This is a genomic window from Pseudomonas sp. NFACC02 (genome assembly GCF_900110765.1).
Lineage (GTDB): Bacteria > Pseudomonadota > Gammaproteobacteria > Pseudomonadales > Pseudomonadaceae > Aquipseudomonas.
This window is the reverse complement of the sequence record NZ_FOEO01000047.1, coordinates 18,610-42,087: the sequence shown is the minus strand read 5'-3', so window position 1 is coordinate 42,087 and position 23,478 is coordinate 18,610. Positions and strand designations below refer to the sequence as shown.

The 23,478-nt window shown below is 59.0% G+C and carries 25 protein-coding genes; 7 read left to right on the top strand and 18 right to left on the bottom strand.

From position 1 onward, the window contains the following. The first annotated feature begins 224 nt into the window (after positions 1-224). Positions 225-1,109 carry a transcriptional regulator CynR gene (gene cynR, locus BMY73_RS24295; protein WP_092410321.1) on the top strand — a complete coding sequence of 295 codons (885 nt, stop codon included), beginning with the start codon at positions 225-227 and terminating at the stop codon, positions 1,107-1,109. Between the two features lie 19 nt (positions 1,110-1,128). Here the strand turns inward: cynR and BMY73_RS24290 are convergent, their stop codons facing one another. Next, positions 1,129-2,055, bottom strand: a complete 927-nt coding sequence (locus BMY73_RS24290; RefSeq protein ID WP_092410319.1) for a LysR family transcriptional regulator — start codon at positions 2,053-2,055, stop codon at positions 1,129-1,131. A gap of 75 nt (positions 2,056-2,130) precedes the next feature. On the opposite strand from BMY73_RS24290, the gene BMY73_RS24285 reads away from it, so the two are divergent. Together BMY73_RS24285 and BMY73_RS24280 are read left to right on the top strand one after the other, a co-directional pair. Further along, entirely contained in the window at positions 2,131-3,015 is an 885-nt protein-coding gene (locus tag BMY73_RS24285) for a pirin family protein (protein WP_139214276.1), read from the top strand. A 94-nt stretch (positions 3,016-3,109) separates the two neighbouring features. After that, positions 3,110-3,727 (top strand): isochorismatase family protein, encoded by a 618-nt coding sequence (locus BMY73_RS24280; RefSeq protein WP_092410315.1) that lies wholly within the window; start codon positions 3,110-3,112, stop codon positions 3,725-3,727. Between the two features lie 70 nt (positions 3,728-3,797). Here BMY73_RS24280 and BMY73_RS24275 read toward each other — a convergent pair whose 3' ends face one another. Then, a complete protein-coding gene (locus BMY73_RS24275) occupies positions 3,798-4,790 on the bottom strand; it encodes an NADPH:quinone reductase (RefSeq protein WP_092410312.1) in 993 nt (330 codons plus the stop codon). Positions 4,791-4,911: 121 nt separating this feature from the next. On the opposite strand from BMY73_RS24275, the gene rclC reads away from it, so the two are divergent. Then, complete coding sequence (gene rclC, locus BMY73_RS24270) at positions 4,912-5,523, top strand: reactive chlorine resistance membrane protein RclC (RefSeq protein WP_092410310.1); 612 nt, start codon at positions 4,912-4,914, stop codon at positions 5,521-5,523. Between the two features lie 65 nt (positions 5,524-5,588). On the opposite strand, the gene BMY73_RS24265 is transcribed toward rclC, so the two are convergent. The 7 genes from BMY73_RS24265 to BMY73_RS24235 form a co-directional block, all read right to left on the bottom strand. After that, positions 5,589-6,497 (bottom strand): SphA family protein, encoded by a 909-nt coding sequence (locus tag BMY73_RS24265; protein WP_256571369.1) that lies wholly within the window; start codon positions 6,495-6,497, stop codon positions 5,589-5,591. A 189-nt stretch (positions 6,498-6,686) separates the two neighbouring features. Continuing rightward, positions 6,687-7,640 carry a fumarylacetoacetate hydrolase family protein gene (locus tag BMY73_RS24260; protein WP_092410306.1) on the bottom strand — a complete coding sequence of 318 codons (954 nt, stop codon included), beginning with the start codon at positions 7,638-7,640 and terminating at the stop codon, positions 6,687-6,689. A 9-nt stretch (positions 7,641-7,649) separates the two neighbouring features. Continuing rightward, entirely contained in the window at positions 7,650-8,027 is a 378-nt protein-coding gene (locus tag BMY73_RS24255) for a YciI family protein (protein WP_092410304.1), read from the bottom strand. Further along, the gene (locus tag BMY73_RS24250) at positions 8,020-8,991 is read right to left on the bottom strand and encodes a VOC family protein (protein WP_092410302.1); all 972 of its coding nucleotides are present in this window, start codon (positions 8,989-8,991) and stop codon (positions 8,020-8,022) included. Before BMY73_RS24250 ends, BMY73_RS24255 begins: the two co-directional genes overlap by 8 nt. A gap of 12 nt (positions 8,992-9,003) precedes the next feature. Continuing rightward, entirely contained in the window at positions 9,004-9,318 is a 315-nt protein-coding gene (locus BMY73_RS24245) for an NIPSNAP family protein (RefSeq protein ID WP_092410300.1), read from the bottom strand. Positions 9,319-9,366: 48 nt separating this feature from the next. After that, complete coding sequence (locus tag BMY73_RS24240) at positions 9,367-10,242, bottom strand: NAD(P)-dependent oxidoreductase (RefSeq protein WP_092410298.1); 876 nt, start codon at positions 10,240-10,242, stop codon at positions 9,367-9,369. Between the two features lie 317 nt (positions 10,243-10,559). Further along, positions 10,560-11,465: a LysR family transcriptional regulator gene (locus BMY73_RS24235; protein ID WP_092410296.1), complete on the bottom strand. Its 906-nt coding sequence runs from the start codon at positions 11,463-11,465 to the stop codon at positions 10,560-10,562. Positions 11,466-11,613: 148 nt separating this feature from the next. Here BMY73_RS24235 and salA point away from each other — a divergent pair, with 148 nt between their 5' ends. The 3 genes from salA (at position 11,614) to catA (ending at position 15,322) form a co-directional block, all read left to right on the top strand. Beyond that, positions 11,614-12,915: a salicylate 1-monooxygenase gene (gene salA, locus BMY73_RS24230; protein WP_092410294.1), complete on the top strand. Its 1,302-nt coding sequence runs from the start codon at positions 11,614-11,616 to the stop codon at positions 12,913-12,915. A gap of 311 nt (positions 12,916-13,226) precedes the next feature. Further along, positions 13,227-14,348, top strand: a complete 1,122-nt coding sequence (locus tag BMY73_RS24225) for a muconate cycloisomerase family protein (protein ID WP_092410292.1) — start codon at positions 13,227-13,229, stop codon at positions 14,346-14,348. A 38-nt stretch (positions 14,349-14,386) separates the two neighbouring features. Then, a complete protein-coding gene (catA, locus tag BMY73_RS24220; protein WP_092410290.1) occupies positions 14,387-15,322 on the top strand; it encodes a catechol 1,2-dioxygenase in 936 nt (311 codons plus the stop codon). A gap of 104 nt (positions 15,323-15,426) precedes the next feature. Here catA and BMY73_RS24215 read toward each other — a convergent pair whose 3' ends face one another. The 9 genes from BMY73_RS24215 to BMY73_RS24175 all read right to left on the bottom strand — a co-directional run bounded on the left by BMY73_RS24215 (position 15,427) and on the right by BMY73_RS24175 (position 23,348). Continuing rightward, positions 15,427-16,695 carry an acetyl-CoA hydrolase/transferase family protein gene (locus BMY73_RS24215; RefSeq protein ID WP_092410288.1) on the bottom strand — a complete coding sequence of 423 codons (1,269 nt, stop codon included), beginning with the start codon at positions 16,693-16,695 and terminating at the stop codon, positions 15,427-15,429. Between the two features lie 98 nt (positions 16,696-16,793). Then, positions 16,794-17,072, bottom strand: coding sequence for a muconolactone Delta-isomerase (catC, locus tag BMY73_RS24210; protein WP_092410286.1), 279 nt, complete (start codon positions 17,070-17,072; stop codon positions 16,794-16,796). A gap of 54 nt (positions 17,073-17,126) precedes the next feature. Next, complete coding sequence (locus BMY73_RS24205; RefSeq protein ID WP_092410284.1) at positions 17,127-17,450, bottom strand: 4-carboxymethyl-4-methylbutenolide mutase MmlI; 324 nt, start codon at positions 17,448-17,450, stop codon at positions 17,127-17,129. A 33-nt stretch (positions 17,451-17,483) separates the two neighbouring features. After that, positions 17,484-18,773, bottom strand: coding sequence for an MFS transporter (locus BMY73_RS24200; protein ID WP_092410282.1), 1,290 nt, complete (start codon positions 18,771-18,773; stop codon positions 17,484-17,486). Between the two features lie 167 nt (positions 18,774-18,940). Further along, complete coding sequence (locus tag BMY73_RS24195) at positions 18,941-19,825, bottom strand: acyl-CoA thioesterase (RefSeq protein ID WP_256571368.1); 885 nt, start codon at positions 19,823-19,825, stop codon at positions 18,941-18,943. A 13-nt stretch (positions 19,826-19,838) separates the two neighbouring features. Continuing rightward, positions 19,839-20,504 (bottom strand): 3-oxoacid CoA-transferase subunit B, encoded by a 666-nt coding sequence (locus BMY73_RS24190; RefSeq protein WP_092410280.1) that lies wholly within the window; start codon positions 20,502-20,504, stop codon positions 19,839-19,841. 3 nt (positions 20,505-20,507) lie between these two features. Further along, on the bottom strand, positions 20,508-21,197 hold the full coding sequence (locus BMY73_RS24185) for a 3-oxoacid CoA-transferase subunit A (protein ID WP_092410278.1): 690 nt from the start codon (positions 21,195-21,197) through the stop codon (positions 20,508-20,510). A 215-nt stretch (positions 21,198-21,412) separates the two neighbouring features. Beyond that, a complete protein-coding gene (locus BMY73_RS24180) occupies positions 21,413-22,318 on the bottom strand; it encodes a LysR family transcriptional regulator (RefSeq protein ID WP_256571367.1) in 906 nt (301 codons plus the stop codon). Positions 22,319-22,454: 136 nt separating this feature from the next. Further along, positions 22,455-23,348, bottom strand: a complete 894-nt coding sequence (locus BMY73_RS24175) for an MBL fold metallo-hydrolase (protein WP_092410276.1) — start codon at positions 23,346-23,348, stop codon at positions 22,455-22,457. Between the last annotated feature and the right edge of the window lie 130 nt (positions 23,349-23,478).

The following is a 23,478-nucleotide window of genomic DNA, read 5'->3' as shown; positions in this document are numbered from 1 at the left end:
TCAGGCCTTTTTTAGCCTTGATGTCGAGCACTTTGGCGGTCAGGGCAAGGGTTGGATCCTGGTAAGCATTGGACTGGGTCATGTCGGTCACTCCGGTGCATAGATAAGGTTGAGCAGCGCGGGTGTCGTGAGCTGCCGTGAGATTGATCATGACCGAGACGCGCTATTCGTTCCAAGACGCATATGCAATACTTTTCATAAGTCCAGCCTATAGGTTAGCCTCCATGCTTCTGCGCCATTTGCGTTATCTGCTGGCCGTTGTCGATCACGGCAATTTCACTCGTGCGGCTCAGGCGCTTTACGTCTCTCAACCGACGTTGTCGCAGCAGATCAAACAGCTTGAAGAGTCACTGGGCGCAGAGCTGCTCGATCGTGGTGGACGCACCGTTCAGACGACAGACGCCGGTGCGGTGTATGTCGAATATGCGCGGCGTGTACTGCGGGATCTGGAGGCAGGAAAACGGGCGATCCATGACGTCAAGGATCTTTCCCGGGGCAACTTGCGAGTGGCCATGACACCGACCTTCATGGCCTATTTGGCCGGCCCGTTGGTGCGTGATTTTCTCGCCGAATACCCTCGCATCCATCTGGAGGTTTTTGAACTGTCGATGCGTGATATCGAAGCGGGGCTGGCGGAAGACTCGCTCGATATCGCCATTGCGTTCAGCGATGTGTGGAACCCGGATATTGAATGGTCGGCGCTCTATACCGAAAGGCTGGCGGTGATGGTAGGTCAAGGCCATACGCTTTACGCTCGAGAGGCAGCGCTGACCACCGCAGAGCTGGCGACGCTGCCACTCGCTTTACTTACATCGAACTTCATCACGCGCACCTGTATCGATGACTATTGTCACGCTCACGGCGTCAAGCCGAACGTCGTCCTGGAAGCCAGCTCGGTGAATGCTTTGCTGGAGATCGTGCGGCATGCGCGACTCGCGACCGTGCTGCCAGAAGCCACCGCCAGCGCTGAAAGCTCGATCAGGAAGATCGACTTTGCCGATCTCCCGCCGCAGCGCACGGCCGCGCTGTTGAAGAGACGAAACGCTTACCAGAGCACTGCGTCGATTTCGTTTGAAACCCTCGCGCGGCAGACGCTTTCAGCCTTTTGAATCGCGCTTTGAGAAAAGGTCAAACATCGATGCTGCGCTCCTGGATGCTGGCGGGGAGATGGATCGACAGATAGTCGATCAGGCTTCGAACCGAAGGCAGCATACCCCTGGGTGTGGGATACAACAGATGGACCACGTGCGCAGCTCCCGTCCAGACCTCCGACGCAAGTTGCAGTTGGTGACGCTGGATAGCGAGCGAGGCAATGGATTCAGGCAGCAATGCCATGCCAAGACCGTTGACGGCCGCCTCCAACTGCATCCTCAAACCATCCATCAGCATTCGAGGCGTGTGAATGAGCTGGCGTTGTTCAGTGCCGTTATGCAGAGTCCACCTGCCCTTCCCGTCCTGAACTTCGCTTGGGCGGCACAGCGTATCGAGTGTCGCGAGCGCTTCCAGTGAGGCGGGGTGACCGTGCCGCGCGAGAAATGAAGGACTGGCGACCAGAACCCGCCGAGCCGTGCCGAGCCGTCTGGCCACCAACCCACAAGCGTCCTCGATCTGCGACCGTGCACGAAGCGCCAGATCAAATCCCTCCTCAACCAGATTCACGGCCCGGTCAGACGCATCGAGCTCAAGGCGCACCTTCGGATGCGCAGCAAGATAGGCAGGCAAGATCGGCGAAAGATAGGATTCTGCCATGACCTGAGGACAACTGAACCTGACCAGTCCCGTAGGCTCGAGCTGCAGATTGGCCACGCTATCGAAGGCTCCATTTGCTCCTTCCACGACCACGCGGCACTGCGCGTAGAACTGAAGGCCAGCCTCCGTCAGCGAAATCTGTCGAGTGCTGCGGTGCAAAAGCCGAACGCCTAGTCTAGATTCAAGAACCGCAATACGTCGGCTGAGGCGGGTTTTTTCGATGCCTGACGCTTTGGCGGCAGCCGTAAATCCGTTGTGCCGCACCACGAGGACGAAAAACTGAAGGTCATTGAGGTCTTCTAACATTAGTGCTGTCCCGCAACAGTCTAGGGTGATCGGGCCACCTTATCGATGATCGGGATGTGGCCTAACATGCGACTCATGACTCAGGCATCAGGCTGCCAAAGCAGGATATGTGGAATGTCTATAACGTTTTCCCCGCTCACATCAGCATCGCACTCGGCGTTCAGTTCCCATTTCACCGCACACCGCCTGAACGTCAACGCGATGCACGGTTTGGCTGCGCCCATCATGGGGTTCGACCATTTTCGGACCTCGGGTCCGACGTTCCCTCCTCACCCCCATGCCGGTTTTTCTGCGGTGTCCTATCTGTTCGAAGACTCGGCGGGTGAGCTGCGCAATCGAGACTCCCTCGGCCACGACATCGTGATCGAGCCGGGCGCCATGGTCTGGAGCCAAGCGGCTTTTGGCATGGTACACGACGAACAACCTGCTGTGCCGGGCGTTGAGGTGCATGGCCTGCAGCTGTTCGTCAACCTGTCCCAAGCCAACAAGGCACTTGCACCGGACGTGTTCCACGCCCCCGCCGATCAGGTGCCTTGCATCATCACTGACGCCGCCAGGATCAAGGTCCTGGCCGGAGCCCTTGATGGCGTAACAGGCCCCATTCAGCCTGCCGAGTCCTTCAATTTTTTTGACATGCGCCTCAGTTCCCGCTTTTCACTGGATCTTCCGGAACGGCATAACGTCATGTTCTATGTGCTTTCGGGAACTGTTGACGTTGAGGGCGCTGGCGAAAGACATCGTCTCGACGCGCACCAGGCTATTGCCTTGTCCCATGACGCCGTGAACGAAAGCGTGAGTATAACCACACATCAAGGTGCTCATCTGCTGTTCCTTTCTGGCGTGGATGCGAATGAGCCGGTGGCCACGCACGGCCCCTTCATCATGAACGACCAGGCGGGGCTTCAGGCCGCCTATTCGCGATACGTCGCAGGCGAAATGGGACGATTGTCGCCCCTCTGATCCGTGTCACCGACCCCCCACCCTCCGCAGGCGAGCGCTTCTACGGGACGCATTCGACTACAGGAGGCCGTTCCCTTCCAACCAGGAGCATTTCATGAGCTACGACCGTCTTAGCGCCGATAACGCAGCTGTCCTTTTCGTTGACCACCAAACCGGGCTTTCCAACGGCATACACGATCAAAGCCTTCCCGAATACATGGCAGCGGTCTCGGCTTTGGCCAAGTTGGCAAAAACCTTCAAGCTACCGAGCGTCATCACGACCAGTGCGGCTGACGGTCCTAACGGGCCTGTCCTGCCTGTCATCACGCAAACATTGCCAGACGCATCTATTATTCATCGACCTGGCGAAATCAATGCGTGGGATAACGAGGATATGGTCGCTGCGGTCAAGAAGACCGGTCGCCGCAAGTTGATCATCGCGGGCGTATCGACCGAAGTCTGCGTCGCGTTCGTCGCGCTCTCGGCCATCAAGGCGGGGTACGAGGTTTACGCTGTGATCGATGCTTCCGGGACCTGGAACAAGCTCGTGCAAGAGGTGGCGATCGCGCGCATGGTTCAAGCCGGCGTCGTGCCGATGACCTGGGTTGCCGTAGCCGCCGAAATGCAGGCCGACTGGCGTCATGAGAGCGGCCAAACGCTGGCCGGTATCATGGGCGAGCACCTGCCTTTCTACGGCAACCTTTACGCGAGCTACGTCGCGTCCAGGGCCTGATCGACGAAACGCCCAGGCCGGTCTGGATCGCTGATCAGGACCGGCCTCCCAATTGCGATTGTCCCTTGCGTCACACGCTCCCGACACGGATGAGCATGTGTCCCTTCACCCGGCGAGCTTCCAGCGCATCATGGGCCAGGTCAACATCTTCCAGCGCAAACACTTGACCCACGAATGCCTTGTACCCCCCTGCGGCGAGACACCGCGTAATGTCCCGTATTGCGGAACGCTTGGCCTCGTCCGGCATTGTGTAAACGAGGACAAACCGGAACGACCAGCCCTTGACCATCGCTTTCAGCACTGGAATGGACAGAGTCGCGTCGGGGGTTTCGACGGAGTAGGCACTCACCGTGCCCCCCTGCGCCAGACAGGCCATGTCGAGTTCCAGATTGCTTCTCAGGTCGACATCAACGATGCGGTCGACGCCGACGTTGGCAGTCGCGGCCATGAGCCGGGAAGGCAGGTCTTCTTCACGCAGATTCACGACCAGATCTGCGCCTGACCGCTCAGCGGTTTCCCGGTCCTGTTCGTGTCGGATAGTCGTCACGACCCAGGCGCCGGCCCACTTCGCCAGTTGTATTGCGCTGTAGCCAACCACTCCGGCGCCTCCATGCACAAGGACCCGACACCCTGACAACGCGCCGTCCGCGAACAGACACCGGTGCGCAGTCAGCGCGGCGACCCCCAGACTTGCCCCCTGCTCGAAGCTGACCTCATCCGCGAGCGGAATGGCGCGATCGGTCGGCACAACCACGTACTCCGCCGCCGTTCCGAAGGCCTTCCCCGTCTGGGCTTCGAAGACCCAGACCCGTTCGCCGATCCTCGTGCGGGAGACGCCCTCTCCCACTGCATCGACAACGCCGGCTCCATCCTGATGTGGAATGATCCGGTCATAGGGCATTGCACCCTTGAAGCCACTGCGCCCTTTGATGTCGCTGGGGTTCAGTCCGGACACCGCGACGCGCACTCTGACTTCCCCCGGCCCCGGTGACGGAGTGTCGAGTTCCCCAACGCGCAGCACCTCGGCGGCGGGCCCCAGACGGTCGTAATACGCTGCTTTCACTGAGCTATCCTCCAAAAAACACGATTGAGACGATTGGACAAAAAACCGGGCCGATCACGAACGAAGCCAAAGCGCGCGACTTTTATTCTGAGTACCACACCCAACCACTGGAACTCAGATCATGACTCATCAAAAAAGCCTCACCGATACCTTGCTCCATAGGGCAACCCGCCTCGATAAACTGGGTATCCACCTCATACGCATTGGCGTCGCCATTATCTTCATCTGGATCGGCGCACTGAAGTTCGTGCCCTACGAAGCCGACAGCATTACACCGTTCGTGGCCAACAGCCCTTTCATGTCGTTCTTCTATGAACATCCACAGGAATACAAAGAGCACCTGACCCACGAAGGACAGCTCGATCCGGTCAAGCGCCAATGGCAGACGGAGAACCATACCTACGCCTTCTCTGACGGCCTGGGTACGGTCGAAATTCTGATCGGTCTGCTGGTCCTGTCGTATGCATTTTCCAGACGCTTGGGCATGGCCGGCTCGATCCTGGCCTTCCTCACCCCGCTAGTGACGCTGTCATTTTTGATCACTACGCCGGAAGCTTGGGTGTCGAGTCTGGGTGACGCCAATTTTGGATTTCCTTACCTCTCCGGCGGCGGACGCCTGGTGCTCAAGGACGTACTCATGCTGGCCGGGGGCGTGGTGATGATTGCGGATTCCGCGCGTCAATTACTTGAGGCCAAACCCGCGCAAGTCCCTTACGAAATGCACACGGTTTGATGGCTCGTCCAGGCCTGACCCTGTTCGACACGACCAGGGTCAGGGCCCAACCGGTCGTTGATACGTCAAAATCGGTAAACCGCCTGCAACCACAACCGGTCACCCTCTGACCGGTTTTCTACTTTCATTTCACGCTGCCATTTCATGGCAAAGCCGTAGCCCTGTACCTGATATTTCACCGCAGGCCCGAATGCAAATACCTGTCCGCGGTTTCCGTCACCCACGGTTTCTCCGTACTGCTCGTCATCGCTCGTCTGCTTGTAATAGTACCCGTTGACCCCCACCTGCCATTCCCGGCTCAGGTTGTAGCCGATGTTGTAATCGGCATTGAATTCGTTGCCGGAACGGTAGCGGGTCGCGTTGTTTTTTTTGTTGATGAAGTAGACCATCTTGGAGCTGATTTCGAGGTTCTCGATCGGGTAAGCGGTGAATGCGTACCACGGACCGAACGACCATGTATTGCGCCCAGGGTTGAAGAGTCTGTCCTTGTCGTAAGAGCCTACTGGCGTGACGATGTCCACGCCGAGCAATTGGTGGAACCGTGGCGTACTCCAGCTCAAGATGAGCGGCGCGAGGGTCACGTCTCCCATGCCATCCTGGTGTTCGGTACGACGTATACGCCCTTTGGGTGTGTCCACATCGAAACTGATGTCGCCTTTGACCAATGGCAAGGCGAAGCGACTTTCCACTTTGGCGCCAAACAACGTGAGGTCCGAGTAGACATAATCCACCCGGATCGACAACGCCTTCACGTCCAGATCGAAACGATGAATGCCAGGCTTGTCATGGCCGCTGCTGTCACGGGTTGCATCAGCACTGTATTCGCTCAAGTAGTAGAACGTGGTCAGTCCCGGCGGTGGAAGCCGCCCTGACTGGACGGTGTTGACGCCGACGGGGTACCCACTGCCCCCGCCTTCCGTCGCGTGGGCTGACGTGGCATTGAGCAGCACGCCGGCGAGCAGTGCGGCAGTCACGGGGCATGCGTGTGTATAGGAGAGTCGGGCTGATCGCCTCATTTCCTCGTACCTTCTTGTTATGGCTTCTAGCGTTCGTGTGTGCGGGGATTGCCTGTTTCGGAGTGAACGACGCCCCTCCCTGTCACGGGAGTGAGCATCGGTCGATGTGATGACCGCCGACCTGACCGGTCGGGGGGCGCAAGAGGGTCAGGCGATGATCGTGTCCAACTCGCCGAGTCCATCGATCCAGACTTTCAGGGCGTCGCCGCGGGCCAGGAAAACACCTTTTTCCATGCCAACGCCTGCGGGGGTTCCGGTCAACAGAATGTCACCGGGAAACAACTCCACCCGTTGAGTCAGGTACTCGATCTGATCGGCGATGCCATAGAGGTGGTTGGACGTATTGGAGTCCTGCTCCAGCTTGCCATTGCGCCACAGCTTGATGCCGAGGTTCTCGGGGTCTGTGACGAATTGCGCCGGTGTGAAATATGGACCCAACGGGCATCCCCCGTTGAAGACCTTGTGCCCTATCCAGTCGAAGCGAAACGGCGAGCTGGCGTCGACATTGGCACGTACCAGGCTGTCCCGCGATGACAGGTCGTTGGCACAGGTGTAACCGGCCACGTAGTCCAACGCCTTGTCCTTATTAACCCGGTAAGCCCGACGGCCAATCACCACAGCCAGTTCGGCTTCCCAATCCAGCTTCTGCGTTCCCTCAGGCATCTGCACGATCTGCTTGTGAGCCGACAGGGTGCCGCGTCCGGCCTTGATGAAGTGCCAGGGCGCGATGCCGTCGCTGCGCGGGTCCAGAGACAGATTCATGTTGAACGCCCGTGCCATGGCGGCCACGTGATCGCGGTAGTTCGCACCTGCGGCATAAATGGCGCCGGGACGCTGTAATGGCGGCGCCCACTCAAGGGTTTCGAGATCCAGCACCTCGGCCTGAAATGCAGCAGGATCACCAACGATGCGGTCCGTCAGTGCCTGAAGCTGCTCGTTGGCATGGCTCCAGTCTTCGAGCAGTGCATCGATTGCCATGTCCGAGAGCGCAAGGGAGGCTGCAAGAGCGACCGGGCTCAAATCATAGGCGCGTCCGTCGATCAGTACGCCCGTAGCAGGCACTGACAAGTTCGACTGATAAGCGAAAAGTTGGTATTTCATGTACCACCCTCAAAGAAGCGAAGCGCGTTTGTCGGAGAAGGTCACGTGAACCGTGAGACCTCCCTCCATGAGCATCCATTTGCGCACTTCAACACCGAATACGCCGTTGGCTATGAAAGGATCGGCCTGAACCAGTCGCTCGGCCTCCTCCTGACTCGAAGCACGCAGGATGCTCATGCCGCCCAACTGTCCCGGGCTGTACTGGTCCGACACGAAAGGCCCCGAGGCGAACAGCTCGCCTCGATTCTGAGCGCCGATCGCCCATTGCAGGTGGGCGCCCAGCAGCTCAGACATGCGCGTGAGATTGCGCGGGCTGCGAAACGCGACGAACAGCGGCTTATTCAGCATGCCTGCGAGCAGGTCTTTTTCAGTCGTCAGTTCAGCCATTGGCCAGCGCCTCGAGCAGCGCTGGGGACGCGGCATCGGCAGGCGCTTCATAATTCTGCGCAAAATCTTCCTGAGGAGGGCTCACCGCCCAGACGGCGGCGAGTTCGTGAGGACCGGACGCGTTCAACACCACCCAGTCGCTGTCGTCTTCGGGCACCACATCGATGTCCCAGAAGTATTCGACCAGGCTGTTCCATGGGTCACGGATGTAGTGAAAGTAGTTCGACCCGCCAACGTGTCGACCGAGGCCGAAGGCGTTGGTGTAGCCCTTGGCTATCAGATTTTGCGCACCCAGTTCGATCTCGTCGATGTCCATGACTTCGAAGCTCAGGTGATGCAGGCCGCTGTGAGAACTCTTGGCCAAGCCAAGTGCGTGATGATCGCCACCACAGCCGAAGCGCAGGAACGCCAGAATATCTGCAGCCTTGTCGGATACCTTCATACCCAGAACCTGGGTATAGAAAGCTACGGAGCGGTCAACGTCCGGGCTGAATTTGATCAAGTGACCCAAGCGCAGCGGCGATGCCTGACGAGACGAGGATGCCAGGTCGCAGGCGCGTTCACCGATACGGCGATAGCGACCATATGTGTTGACATCCGGAGTAGGACGAGGCAGCGCGGGTGACTCTACGCCTTCGCACACATGCACCCAATCGCTGCTCGGGTCCTGAAACCACAGCCCCTCGGAATCGATATCGAACGGTGCATTCTGCAACGCGACATTGTGCTTCTTGAGGTTCTTGCGGATTTGCTTGAGACCTTCGGCATCAGTGCCGTAGGCCACGTAACTCAGGCGTTTGACGCTGCCCGGCATCAGGCGGATCTGGTCCTGTGGGCGGCCTTTGCAACGCAGCACCAAATGCTGGCCGGAAACCCGCGCTTCGAGCCCGAACGTTTCATAGAACGCACGACCGATTTCCAGGTCCGGTACTGACAGCCCGACATGATGAAGAAAACGAATCATGAACGTGTCCCCTTACTTGATCGGAGAAAACGGTGCGCCGCTCAACAGCTCGGCATGTTGGGCGGTAACCAGGTGCCCGGCTTTGCCGAGGAATTCGCGCCACTTTGGATTGCCCGACAGCACCGCACGACGCTGGGCGCGATCCTCGAAACTGGAAAAGCCCCAAAGGTGGATGACGCGGTTGACGTCGCCGGTCTCGGGCTTCAGGTAAGCGATGAGGTTGCCCCACGCTTCGCTTTGCAACCGAAGGCCTTCTTCCTCGTAGATGCGCAGGAAGTCATGCAGGGCGCCAGGCTTCAGGTAATAGGTCCGTTGCTCGATAAGCATGTCGTTCTCTCTTGTAGGGGGACGTACACGAAAAGGGTTTAGGTCAAATCATTTCGAATCGGCTTCGATGAGCTTGATCACCGCCGAAATGTCTTCCTCATCCATGCCCAACTCGCGGGCACGCTTGAAATAGGATTGCGCGACATCGAACAGCGGCGACGCGCAGCCCAGACGCTCCGAGAGCTCGCCCGCCATTTCCAGGTATTTTTCGAGGGTGACCAGTGGGCCCGGGGCCGGCTTGAATGCGCGGGCCGCCATCATTGGTGCGCGCACCGTGAACATCATTGAATTGCCTGCACTTTTGCTAATGACTTCAACCACCTTGTCGGCGCTGAAGCCCGCCTTGACGCCGAGATTCAATGCTTCGGCAGCGGCCAGGGTGTGAATGGTCAGCAAATAGTTAGCAATCAGTTTCATGGCCACCGCACAGCCGAACTCCCCTATCCGGAACTGGATATCGGCGATGGCGCTGAGCACGGGCTGGCAGTCCTGGATCAGTGACTCGTCGCCACCGAGAAAGAGCGAAGCCTTGCGCGCCAGCACCAGAGGTGGCGATCCGCTGACCTCCGCTTCGAGCACCCGGGCTCCTTTGCTTTCGATGCGCTGCGCCATCGCTTGCTTGAAGCTGCGCTGGTAGGTGCCCATTTCGATCACGGTGTGACCGGGTCGCAGTGCAGACAGGAGCCCGTCGGGTCCCTCCATGATCTCCAGTTGAGAGGCTTCGCCGGGCAGACAGGTCAGGATAAAGTCGGATTGCAGGGCGACCTCTGCCGGTGACGCTAGGGCAATCCCTCCGAGGTCAACGAACGCGGCGCGGTCACGACGGCGATAGCCCACCACGCGGAACCCTGCGACAAGCAAATTTCTAGCGATGGGAAGCCCGAGTTGGCCGATCCCCACCATACCGATGGTGATAGAAGACATTGGGATGTTCTCTTGTTGTTATTGTGACGTGCATGTACGCAGGCCTTGTTGGTCGCTACGTTAGGCCCCGCCTTCGCCAAGAACAAACAGCCACAGTGATTCATAAGTAGTTGTGAAACTGATAGGAGGTACACGAGGTGGGATAGGACTGCGTTCCATCTTCGAGTTGCGCAAGCGCAGGGCGTCCGAGGCAGCAGAGAAAATGACGGCGGTTCAAGGAGAGGAGCAGTGCGCGCGAGGAGAGCCAAGCAGGGAATCAGAGGCGGCAGGCCTTGAGCGCGCCTGGAAAAAACGACCTTGGCAGGGTCATGGGACCTTCATGCCTCAGAGAACAGATCGAACAGCAGCTGTCTCAGCCAGCGATTGGCCGGATCCCGGTGATACCGGGCATGCCACAGCATGTTCACCGAAAATTCGGGAAAGGGTACGGGGTGCGGCAGCGTCGTCAGGCCGAAGTGCTTCTGGCTGACCGAGGCAAATCGCTCGGGCACAGTGGCCAGCAGGTCGGTGCGCTCCAGGATGTGACCCACCGCAGTGAAATGTGGCACCTCCAAACGTATCGAACGCTTGATGCCCAGGCGCGTCATCAGCACATCCGCTTCCCCATGCCCGGTGTTGGCCGCCACCACCCGCACATGGTCGTAGGCACTGAACTGTTCCAGGGAGAAGGGCTGGCGAGTTGCAGGATGATCCTTGCGGCACAGGCAAACATAGTGCTGACGCATCAATCGCCGCTGAAAGAAGCCTGCGCGAAGTTGCGGAATCAAGCCGATCGCCAGATCGACCGTGCCGTTTTGAAGGTCTTCATTCAATCCCATCTGGCTTTCACGCACGGTACTGATCACACAGCCTGGCGCCACGCGGGCCAGCTCATCCATCAATCGAGGAATCAGGTGGATCTCGCCGATATCGGTCATCACCACCTTGAACGTACGCGTGCTGGACGAAGGATCGAACGTGTTGCCGCGACTCAGGGCATCGCGCAAGGTATCCATGGCCTGCAAGACAGGCCCGGCCAGTTGCTCGGCATAAGGCGTAGGCTGCATGCCGTGATACGTCCGCACAAAGAGCTCGTCGCCAAGAATCGTCCGCAGCCGCTTGAGGGAGTTGCTCACTGCGGGCTGGGTCAACCCCAGACTCTCCGCTGCAGTGGAGACACGCCTGTCAAGCAGCAGTTGGTTAAACACCACGAGAAGGTTCATGTCCAGGTCATGCAATTCCATCGATCATCGTCCTGACTGCGAGTCCTGAGCATACTCCAGAGTAGTATTCATCGTCGTTATATCCGTTATATCGATCACTGCATTTATCAATGTCAGTGGCAAACCCATGATGAATTCCACAACAAGAATTTCTGCATGGGTAACTGCAATGTCTAATCACAGCTCCAAACCTGTCTTGCGTGTCGGCATCGTTGGCGGAGGCATATCGGGCGTCGCTCTCGCCCTGGACCTTGCACGCAACGGCAACCTTGATATCCAGTTGTTCGAAGCGGCACCCGCCTTCGGCGAGGTCGGCGCCGGTGTCGCTTTCGGCGCCAACTCGGTACGGGCGCTGGACGGTCTGGGCATTGGTGACGCCTACCGTAAAGTCGAAGACCGCACCCCTGCTCCTTGGGACGATGTCTGGTTCGAATGGCGCTACGGTGAAGGCGAAGCCAGACACCTTGCAACTACCCTGATGCCAGGTGTAGGACAATCGTCTGTGCATCGCGCGGACTTTCTGGATGTTCTCACCACACACCTGCCCGCCGGCATCGCCCAGTTCGACAAACGCGCCGTCGGGGTCGAACAGAATGGCAACGAAGCCCGCGTGATGTTCGCCGACGGTACTGACTACCGGTGCGACCTGTTGATCGCCGCAGACGGTGTAAAGTCGGTGATTCGTAACCACGTACTCAAGGGCATTGGTGCGGAACCGGCTGAACCTCGCTTCACGGGTACCTGTGCTTATCGCGGCATGATCGACAGCGAGACTTTGCGAGAGGCATATCGTGCCAAGGGGCTGGACACTCACCTCGTAGACGTCCCACAAATGTACCTGGCCAAAGACGGTCACATCCTCACGTTCCCGGTCAAAAAAGGCCGCATCATTAACGTGGTGGCTTTCCTCTCCGACCGCTCCACCGATTCGCCGCAGTGGCCCGCCACGGAGCCTTGGGTGCGTAAAACCACTCAGGCCCAGATGCTGAACGATTTCTCGGGTTGGGGTGAAGCCGCTCGCACCTTGCTCGAATGCATTGTAGAGCCGACCTATTGGGCGCTGCACGACCTCGCTGAATTGCCCGGTTATGTCCACAACCGGGTGGTCCTCATCGGCGATGCAGCCCATGCCATGTTGCCGCATCAGGGCGCTGGCGCCGGCCAAGGGTTGGAAGACGCGTATTTCCTCGCGCGTTTGCTGGGTGATCCACGTCTGACCCCGGAAAACCTCGACGCTGTTCTGGCGAGCTACGACGCATTGCGCCGTCCACGCGCATGCAAAGTTCAGCGCACGTCTACTCAGGCAGGCGAGCTGTACGAAATGCGCGATCCGGAGGCCGCCGCGGACGAAAAGGTACTGGCGGCAAAGCTGGAGACCCGTTTCGACTGGCTCTGGCAGCACGACCCCGCAACCGATGTCGCCGAGGCGCACGCGCGACTCGGTTGGGAGCACCAACTGGCCGCGTCCTGACCGGCTGGGGCTGTCCCCGAGGGCGCGCCACGATCGCGCCCTCGGCTCAATAAAAACGAAAAGAGTCTCCCTCCCATGCGGCACATTGACCTTCCTGTTCTGCTCGATCGGGCCCGCTTGAACCTGTCTCGCCTCCTCCTGCGCTCACGCCCCGCTGGAGAAAGTATTCGCTACCGCAGCACAGCGCACCTGCAGCTACACCAGGTTTCCCAGACGCGAGAAGGCCTCGACCCGAGGCTTTGGGTGCAGTCGCCTGACCTTTGAACGCTGTCTCCTCGACTTGCCGTTGTACCTTGGCTATGGAACCGACAATGACCTCTGCAACCATCGAAAGCATCGAAGCAATCCTCGTCGATCTGCCCACCCTGCGCCCGCACAAACTGGCCATGCACACGATCTCGCAACAGACCCTGGTCATCATCCGTCTGCGGTGCAGCGATGGGGTGGAAGGTCTGGGTGAGTCGACCACCGTAGGCGGACTCTCTTATGCGTATGAGAGCCCGGAAAGCATCAAGGCGAACATCGACACGCATCTGGCGCCTGCTCTGGTGGGCATGGACGCCGACAACGTCAACGCCGCCATGCAATGCCTGGATCGAGTCGCCAAAGGCAATACGTTTGCCAAGTCCGGGCTGGAAACGGCGCTTCTCGACGCATTGGGCAAACGACGTGGTTTGGCGGTCAGTGAGTTGTTGGGAGGCCGCATGCGTGACAGCGTCGAGGTGGGTTGGGTCCTCGCCAGTGGCGATACGGCCAAAGATATCGCCGAGGCGGAAAATCGGCTCGATCAGCGTCGCCATCGCATTTTTAAAGTGAAAATCGGGGCGAATCCGCTTGAGCAAGACCTCAAACACGTGGTGGCGATCAAGCGTGCACTGGGCGACCGCGCCAGCGTGCGCGTGGACGTTAATCAGTACTGGGACGAATCACAGGCGATTCGCGGTTGCCAGGTGCTGGGTGACAACGGCATCGACTTGATTGAACAGCCCCTCTCGCGGATCAATCGCCCTGGTCAGGTTCGGCTCAATCAGCGCAGCCCCACGCCGATCATGGCCGATGAATCCATCGAGTCGGTTGAAGATGCTTTCAGTCTGGCGGCCGACGGAGCAGCCAGCGTTTTCGCGTTGAAGATTGCTAAAAATGGAGGGCCGCGCGCTGTCTTGCGCACTGCCCAGATCGCAGAGGCGGCGGGCATTTCGCTCTATGGAGCAACGATGCTGGAGGGCACCATTGGAACGCTCGCCTCGGCCCATGCCTTTCTTACTCTAAAGAAATTGCTGTGGGGGACCGAGCTGTTTGGCCCTCTCCTACTGACCGAAGAAATTGTCACCGAACCGCCCGTCTACCGTGACTTTGAACTGCACGTTCCCAACACACCGGGCCTTGGCCTGAGTCTGGACGAAGACCGCCTGGCGCGGTTCCGTCGCCCGTAACGAACGCCGCCCCTACAATAAAAACGAGGTATCGAAACATGACCGTAAAAATCAGCCACACGCTCGAGGTTCAGGCGCTCTTCAAGGAAGCCGCCGGCTTCAACAACGACCAGGGCAGCCCCCGCCTCAAGCAAATTATGCTTCGTCTGATCACCGATGCCGCCAAGGTCATCGAAGACCTTGAAGTCACCGAGGACGAATTCTGGATTGCGGTTGACCTGATGAACCGTGTCGGCAAACACACCGAGTTTGGCTTGTTACTGCCCGGCCTGAGTCTGGAGCACTTCATCGATCTGCTGCAGGACGCCAAGGATGCGCAGGCGGGTCTCACGGGCGGTACGCCGAGAACCATCGAAGGCCCGCTCTACGTGGCGAACGCGCCCTTGAGCAAGGGTGAGGCGCGCATGGACGACGGAAGTGAAGACGACGTTGCCACGCCGCTGTTCATCGAAGGTGTGGTACGTGACCCGGCTGGCAGGCCCATCGCGGGTGCGGTCGTTGACCTATGGCACGCGAACACCAAGGGCACCTATTCATTTTTCGATCAGAGCCAATCGGCGTTCAACCTGCGCCGGCGTATCGAAACAGATACCGAGGGCCGTTATCGTGCGCGCAGCATCATCCCGAGCGGATACGGTCTCGATCCCGACGGTCCAGCGCAAGAATGCCTGAGTGCGATCGGTCGTCACGGGCAACGTCCGGCGCACATCCACGTATTCGTCTGCGCTAGTGGTTATCGCCACCTGACGAGTCAGATCAACCTGGCGGGTGATGCCTACCTTTGGGATGACTTTGCCTATGCCACCCGCCCAGGTTTGGTGGGCGAAGCGCTCATCAACGACAGCGGCGAAGCTTCCAGGGCGCGTGGGCTCGATGGGCGGCCGTTTGCAGAACTGACGTTCGATTTTCAACTGCAGGTTGCGCAAAGCGCAGAGGATGAACAGCGCAGTCATCGTCCTCGCATGGGGCAGTGATGCTTCAATTGCCGCGGATCTTTTCCCCGTAGCGCCCGTGCACAAGGCCCCTTCGATGATGGGGCCTTGTCGTTCGCGGACGCCCAGGTCTCTTTCGCAAGCATTTATTGACCCGCTACCCCATGGGTCGACCACGCTTGTTCGAGTTCCGACCGATGCTGCGGTGAGGCAATGTCGAGCATCCGGCGTACCCGCTGTTTGATCGTAAGCCCCCGCAGATCGGCGACGCCGTGTTCTGTGACGATCAGTCCCGCATCGCTGCGCGGTATGGTCACCGGGCCACTGAGCCGGGCGACGATCCGACTCCTCGATCCGGCACACGATGGCAAGGCAATGATCGGCAGGCCACCTCGTGAGTGGTGCGCCCCCCGAATGAAATCCAGTGCTCCGCCAACCGCACCTAGATAGCTCCCAGAGGCAGACTCCGAATTGATCTGGCCCGTCAAGTCGACCTCCACGGCCGAATTGATCGCCACTAGCCGGTCGAGACTTGCCAGAACGTGAGCATTATGGGTGTAAGCGGTCGAGCGCAACTGGATCAATGGATTGTGGTCAGCGAATTGATGGAGCGCCTGACTGCCCATCAGAATACCGCCGACGCTGACGCCGACATCGCGGGTTTTGCGCGAATTGTCGATTACGCCTTGCTGCATCAAGCGCATCGTACTGTCGCCAATGCTGCCGGAGTGAACGCCTAAGTGATGGTGGTCCGTCAGCGCGCTGAGCACGGCATCGGGAATGGCGCCAATACCGGTCTGCAGGGTCGAGCCATCTTCGACAAGCGTTGCGATGTGCCGGGCAATGTCTGTGTCGACTGGACGAATACCGGCATTGGCGCTGGTCAGGGGACTGCAGTCCGTGTAAATGACTGCGTCGAGGTCCGCCAGGCTCAGCGTGCGTTCGCCATGAGTCCAGGGCGCTTGTGCATTGATTTCGCCGATGACAACACTGGCGTGTTGAAGCGCGGCAACGAGGTATTCGTTTGCCAGGCTCAGGCTGTGTCGACCTCGTTCGTCAGGCGGCGACAGTTGCAACATCAGCACATCAATATGCAATTTGCCGCTGTGCAACAGGCTCGCCATTTCCGAGTAATGGATCGGCATGATGTCCAGGACCCCGGCATCGGCCATCGCGCGATTGCTGCCAGCCCCGCAATAGGCGAAGAAGTCCACAGCGTCGGCGTGCTCGGGGCGACAGGTATCGCTTCCGGCGATGCCCAGCATGACGCGCAGACGCTGAAAATCGTGCCGTTGGGCCATGAGCGCGCGACTCAACGTAACGGGTTCGGCGTTCGCCTGTCCCCACAAGACAGTGGCGCCGGCGCGAATCAGGCCGGAAAAATCGGGTGCGTCGGGATCGAGTTCGAGAGGCATGTGTAGCGCTCGTGGAAAGAGCCCGTCACGGAGCACGACAGGCCCCGATCATTGAGGGCTCATTAGAGTAAGGCGGCCCAATGGGGCCGCCATGCACATCAGAAAATCGACGAAGGGTGCTTGGCCAGTGGCGTGACCTGAATCGTCATGTAGGGAAACAACGGCAGGCTCGATAACACGTCATGCAGCTCGTCATTGCTGTCAACGTCAAGGATGCTGACGTTCGAATACTTGCCCACTACGCGCCACAGGTGCGGCCATTTTCCTGCCTTCTGCAGCTCGACAGCGCGTGCTTTCTCGGCAACCTTGATTTGTTCGACCTGGTCGGCCGGGATGTCCCGAGGAATGTTTACGGTCATTTCTACGCAATAAAGCATGGTGTGCTCCTGAGTGTCGTCTTTAAAACGCTGTGTTCGTTCTCGGGCCGAGGCCTAGACCACATCCCGGGTCACGAACGGTTTAAGTTTTCCAATGAAGTATTTGCCGTGCTCGAACCAGGCCTTGCGAATGTCCGAGTCCATGTAGACCTGATACGCCGCCTCACTCTCGAACCAGCACTCGCCGATCGCGTCGATGCGACCTACGTCCAGGTAAGGCACATGAGTGTCGGTCGGGTTTTTGTCGACCAGACGCACTTCGTACTTGTGCAGGCCCGGCATGCCGGCCGACATCTGGAAATGAACGGCGCACTCCTTCTCGAATTGCTCGTGAGTCATGCTCTCTGGCTTAACCAACAGGTAAAGGATACGAATCATAGGGGCCTCTATGGCTGTCCGCAGGAGCGGCAATCAAGCCGTCTTCGGGGTTTTGGAAGATGGGGTGTCGGTAAACGATGTGTGCGGGACGTGGGCATCCAGTTCCTCGATGCTGATGCCTTTCGTTTCCGGCAGCAGCAGCAATGCAATCACGGAAATGGCATAAGCGCCCAGACAGAAAATGCCAATGGCCTGAGCCAGCCCGACCTGGCCTGACAGCAGCCCCACGCCAGTGATGGCCGTCGCACCGAGCGACTTACCGACGTTGTAGGAGAATCCCATGCACGTGGTACGCACATGAGTGGGAAAAAGCTCGCTCAGGAACGGGCCGAGCGCGGCATACATGCCAATGGCAGCAAATCCCACAAGAAAACCCATGACGTGAGTGATCAGCGGATTGAGCGCAATGAGCATGTAGGTAACGGTGACGACCCAGGACAGCAGCGACAGCAGGATCAGAGTCGGGCGGCGACCCAGTTTGTCGGCTAGATACGCTGTCATGGCAAATCCTGCAAAGCAGCCCGCGGCCATGATCAGGATGGTGGCAATCAGCGAACCTGACTCGACACCACGCTCCTTAAGCAGCGAAGGTATCCAGACCAGAATGACATAGCTGCCTGCCTGCAGGCCGATCACTAGAATGCTCGAAAGGGTCGTCAGCTTGACATACTGCGGCTTGAACACCGTCGATATCGACGCTTTGGGCGCTGGGCTTGAGATCGCCTGCACGAACGCATCCGAGTCCTGAATGTGGCGGCGGATATACAGCACCACCAACGCCGGGATCACGCCAAACCAAAACGCGATACGCCACGCCAGTTCAGGGGGGAACGAGGCCAGAATAACGGTAATGATCAACACTGCGCCCGACCAACCCAGCGAAAAACCGGATTGCACGAAACCCATCGCGCGGCCACGGTTTTTCGGGTTGATGACTTCCGCCATCAACGCGGCGCCCACGGCCCATTCGCCGCCGAATCCGAAGCCCTGGAGGGTTCGGGCGATGAGCAACTGGGTAAAATTCTGCGCGAAGCCCGCTACGACGCCGAAGAAAGTGAACCAGATAATGGCGAAGATCAGGATGCGGACCCGGCCATAACGGTCGCTGAGGATACCGGCAATCCAACCGCCTACGGCAGCCGACAGCAGGGCGGCGGTCCCGACCATACCTGCCTCAGCCTTGGTCAACCCCCAAAGTGCGATGATCGTAGGCAGCAGGAAACTGAACATCTGCATGTCATACGAATCCAGCGCCCAGCCGGAAAAGCATGCCCAGAAAGTCTTGCGTTCGCGCGGCGAACCGGTCCTGTACCAATCGAACATCATGCATTTCCTTCTTGTTATTAGTCAGCGTCTGGACGCAGCGGGCGCAGGGCGTCCTCTGGCGCCACGGGCTCAACATTTCATCGGCACCTGCAGCATGCTTCAGTTTTGGGCCGCCGCCCATTTGCCGTTATGAAAGTGACCCTTTCGTTTTCTTGAACGCGGCTTCAAGAGCGAACGGTCGTCAATATTTCCTGCGCCATGGACGCCACCAGCTTTCCGCTGCGTTGGTAGATACGCGTCGTCGCAAGGTCTCTTCCAGTCCGACTGCGTACGGGATCGCCGAGAAACAACAACCACTCGTTGGCATTGATTTCAGTGCTGTGAAACCAGAGGCTGTGATTGAGTTTGCCGGCAGCGCCCTGCTGCCAGGAGTTCGCGCCCCCAAGCGGCGAAGCACGCTGTGGCGCCAGCCAACAGTCAGAGAGGTATGCCAATGCCGCATGATGCAGCAAAGGGTCATAAGGAAGCGGCTCAATGAGCCGTACCCAATAGCCGACATCACTGTTTGCCGAGCGCCGACGCCGAAGGTTCTTGACTGGCACTGGCCGGACATCAAGCACCGGGTGTTCGGTTACGCGAAGCTGGAACGGCCGACAGCGCTGTGGATCACCGCTGAGCCATTGATCCATGCCCGGAAGGCAGTCCGGGGCAGGCATGTTCAGATCCAGCGGAAATGACTGATCAAGGCCGACCTCGATCTGCTGGAAGGCCACACTGGCGCTGAAAATCAGGCCGGTGCCTTGGACACCGTAAACATGTCGATGGGAAAAACGTTCAGTGTCCTGCAGGCTTTCCACACTGTATTCAATGGCCTCCCGAAGACGCGCATCGTGTAGCAGGGACATTTGCAGCACGCGCGGCGTCTGGCCGCGAACGCCTTGCGCCGCCGCCCACACTGTTTGCCCTAGCAGTTGTCCGCCATAGACGCAGCCATGGACGTCAACGTCGCAGACATGGCTGCGAAAGCGGCCGGGGCCGTCCACTTCCAAAGCCAACAGCTCGGTCAGCTCGCGCTGATCCCAATAGGGTCGCGCACCGTACAACGCCACAGGCAGCGCTCCGTCAGGCAGCGGTCGAAGGCAGGACAAGGGCGCTGAAATCCAGCGGCACAGGCGTCAGTTGCTGCAAACGCTCGGCGGTGATGTCACCCACCAGCTCCAGAACCTTCACGCCGTCCTCGGTCAATTCCAGCGTCGCCAGATCCGTGTAGACCCGACTGACACAGCCCAACCCGGTGAGCGGATAGGTACACGCCGACAGAAACTTGCTCTGCCCGTCCTTGCTCAAGTGATCCATCATCACGTAAATGCGCTTGGCTCCAATCGCCAGATCCATCGCCCCGCCCACGGCCGGAATCGCATCCGGCGCGCCGGTGTGCCAGTTGGCAAGATCACCGTTGGCGGCCACCTGAAATGCCCCAAGCACGCAAATATCCAGATGCCCACCGCGCATCATTCCGAATGAATCGGCATGGTGAAAGAACACCACACCCGGTGCGGGTTTGATGGGTTCCTTGCCAGCGTTGATCATGTCCCAGTCTTCTTCGCCCGCAGGCGCTGCGACCCAGCGACCCAGCACGCCGTTTTCGCTGTGCAGAAAAATGTCCTTGTCCTCTGGCAGATGATTGGCTACCAGCGTAGGCAGGCCTATACCGAGGTTGACGTATGCCCCTTCCGGGATATCGCGCGCCACTCGGGCGGCCATCGCGTTGCGAGTTTCTTTGTCCATGGCTCACCCCACCTGCTGGGCCACCGCCACCGCAGGGCGCTGGACGATGTGTTTGACGAAAATGCCCGGCGTGACGACATGCTCAGGATCAAGCTCACCCAGCTCCACGACCCGGCCTACGGAGGCGATCGTGTTACGCGCCGCCATGGCCATGACTGGGCTGAAGTTGCGTGCCGTTTTGCGGTAGACGAGATTGCCCCAGCGGTCCCCCGCTTCGGCGTTGATCAAGGCATAGTCGACGTGAATCGGCGATTCGAAGACGTAGTGACGCCCGTCAATCAGCCGCGTTTCCTTACCCTCCGCCAGCAACGTGCCGTAGCCCGTAGGCGTGTAGAACCCACCGATGCCGCAACCGGCGGCACGCAGGCGTTCTGCGAGATTTCCCTGTGGCACGATTTCCAGTTCGATCTGGCCGGCGCGATACAGCTCTTCGAACACATGCGACCCCACCATGCGCGGGTATGAGCATTGGATCTTGCGCACTTGGCCCGACTTGAGCAACGCAGCGAGCCCCGTGTCGCCCTGCCCTGCGTTGTTGCTGACTAGCGTAAGGTCACGAGCCCCATGGGCGATCAATGCCTGGATCAAGTCATCGGGCATGCCAGCCCCGCCGAAACCGCCCACGGCCACGACGGCTCCATCAGGAATGTCCGCCAGCGCCTCGGCAGCGCTCGACAGCAACTTATTGATCATCGCTACACATCCTTTCTCGTTCTTGTGACCAGACACACGACTGGTTGCCGCGCAACACGCGGGCTGCTTGCGATTGAGAGTGCCACCGCCGTCCGGGGGGTACAATTTCGCACTTCGAAAGAGCGGATTAACCCTCGATTAAAGAAGGCGCGAGCGAGTGTTCGGGCAGCACGAAGCACCCTTGAGGGCGGGAAAATAACGCAGGTACGGGTGGGTCAGACGATCCGATAGCGCTCGATCAGGCAGTCGGCGAACTCGCGGGCGAACGTCGAAAGGCCGTCGAAATCCTGGGCGCACAACTGGAACGTTCGCACGGCCCAAGGATCGAGCAATTGGCAGGCGCCGATCGCTTGTCGATCCTTCAGCCGATCGTAACTGGCCTGGGGCACGATCGCGATGCCAGCGCCCGCCTCCACCATCCGGAAGATGGCGTCTGAACTGGCTACCTGTACGCGAATAGTCCATGGCAAATGCAGTGCTGCTGCTGCGCGGCTCAGGAAGACATTGATCGCACTGCCTTCCAGCAAAGAGACGAATGCGAAACTCAGCGCATCCTTGAAGAAGACTTCGCCTTGCGCAAGGATGGGGTGGCCTACAGGTGCGATGATCATCAGGCGACTGGAGACGATCGGTACACTTTGCAAGCCGTCGGTCACCACGCTGCCGGAGACGATGCCCAGATCGGTGCTGCCATCGCGCACCGCCCGAACGATGTCGTCGCTGAGCCGCTCCCGCATGTCGATATGCACGTCAGGATGGCTGATCAGGTAATCGCCCAGCACGGAGGGCAAGTATTCGGTTACGGCTGTGGTGTTGGCTTGCAGCCGCAACTGACCTTTGAGCCCGTCGGTGTACTGCTGAAGATCGCCGGTCAGCATCGTCAGTTGCGACAGAATGACTCTCGCATGCTGGAGGTAGGTCTTTCCGGCATTGGTCAGAGTCACGCCTTGGGGCGAACGTTCGAGCAAGCGCATCCCGAGGTTTTCTTCGAGGTTTTTGACGCGGTTGCTGGCAGCAGGTACGGAGAGGAAGGAACGCTCGGCACCGCGCGTCAGACTGCTGGTCTCCGCGATATTGATGAACAGGCGGAAATCAGTGATATCGAAATGCATTGCCATCATGAGGACATTCTTGACGATGAAAACGAACTGTACCCGCAGCCTCTGCGCATGACTAGGACCGCCGTCGTTTCCCGATTGCTCGATTGCTCGATGGCCCCGACGGCAACGCTTGGCAATCGCCGTCGGGCCATTCGACTTAGCGCCAGTGTGAAGGCTCGAACGCGAATCCCTCCCCTTGGCGACGGATGAATCCACAGTGCGGTTCGCCGAAGTGTACGGGCATGATCAACGCCTCACTGTCGGCGGCACGATTGAGAAACTCAAGACGCGTGTTGCGTGCAACGTCTTCCCAGATGCAGTAGCCAGAGTTGATGTCCGGGCGCACGATCTGAATCGGGCTGTGCAGGATGTCGCCGCAGAAAACGCCTTCCTCCTTCTGCGAACGCACACGGAATGCGACCTGGCCAGGGCTGTGGCCAGGGGCCGCTTCGACTTGCAGGCAATCGGCGATCTCCTCGCCCGGCACCATCATTTTTGCCAACCCTTCGTTGACGATCGGCATGACGCTGTCGAAGAACGATTCGCCGAAAACGTCGATGACCCCCGCTTCCTTGTTCTTGCCTTGGTGGCAAAAGTCGAAGTCATCCTTGGGAAAGTGATAGGTCGCGTTTTGAAATGTGGGCACCCAGCGCCCGTCCTGCCAGGTGGTGTTCCAGCCGACATGGTCCGAATGCAAATGGGTAACGACCACATGGGTCACTTTTTCAGGAGGGGCGCCAGCTGCAATCATCCACTCTCGCACCAGCGTGTTCAGCATGTTCATGCGTGCGATGCCCGGACGCGGCTTCAGGTTGCCGACGCCGGTGTCGATGACGATGATGTTGCTACCGGCGTGTACCACCCAGAACTGAATGGTCACCAGCAGCTTGTTCATGTGCTCGATCCAATGGTTCGGCGCCATCAGGTCACGGTTCTCCTGCAACACACCCTCCTCCATTTTCGGGAATAGAAAAGCCGGATCGTGCGTCGGACCTGCGTACTCGAGAATGCGGGTTACCTTAATGTCGCCGATCATGCGGGACTGCATCATCGCTTTACACCTCATCAGTTCTTGTCAGAGTGCGGCGAATCGCCGACTTCTCTGGATTATCTGCGCCAGACACGGCCGACGCCTTTGGTTTATCGCTAAGAGCCCCTTAGGCGTCCCTTAACATGTCGGC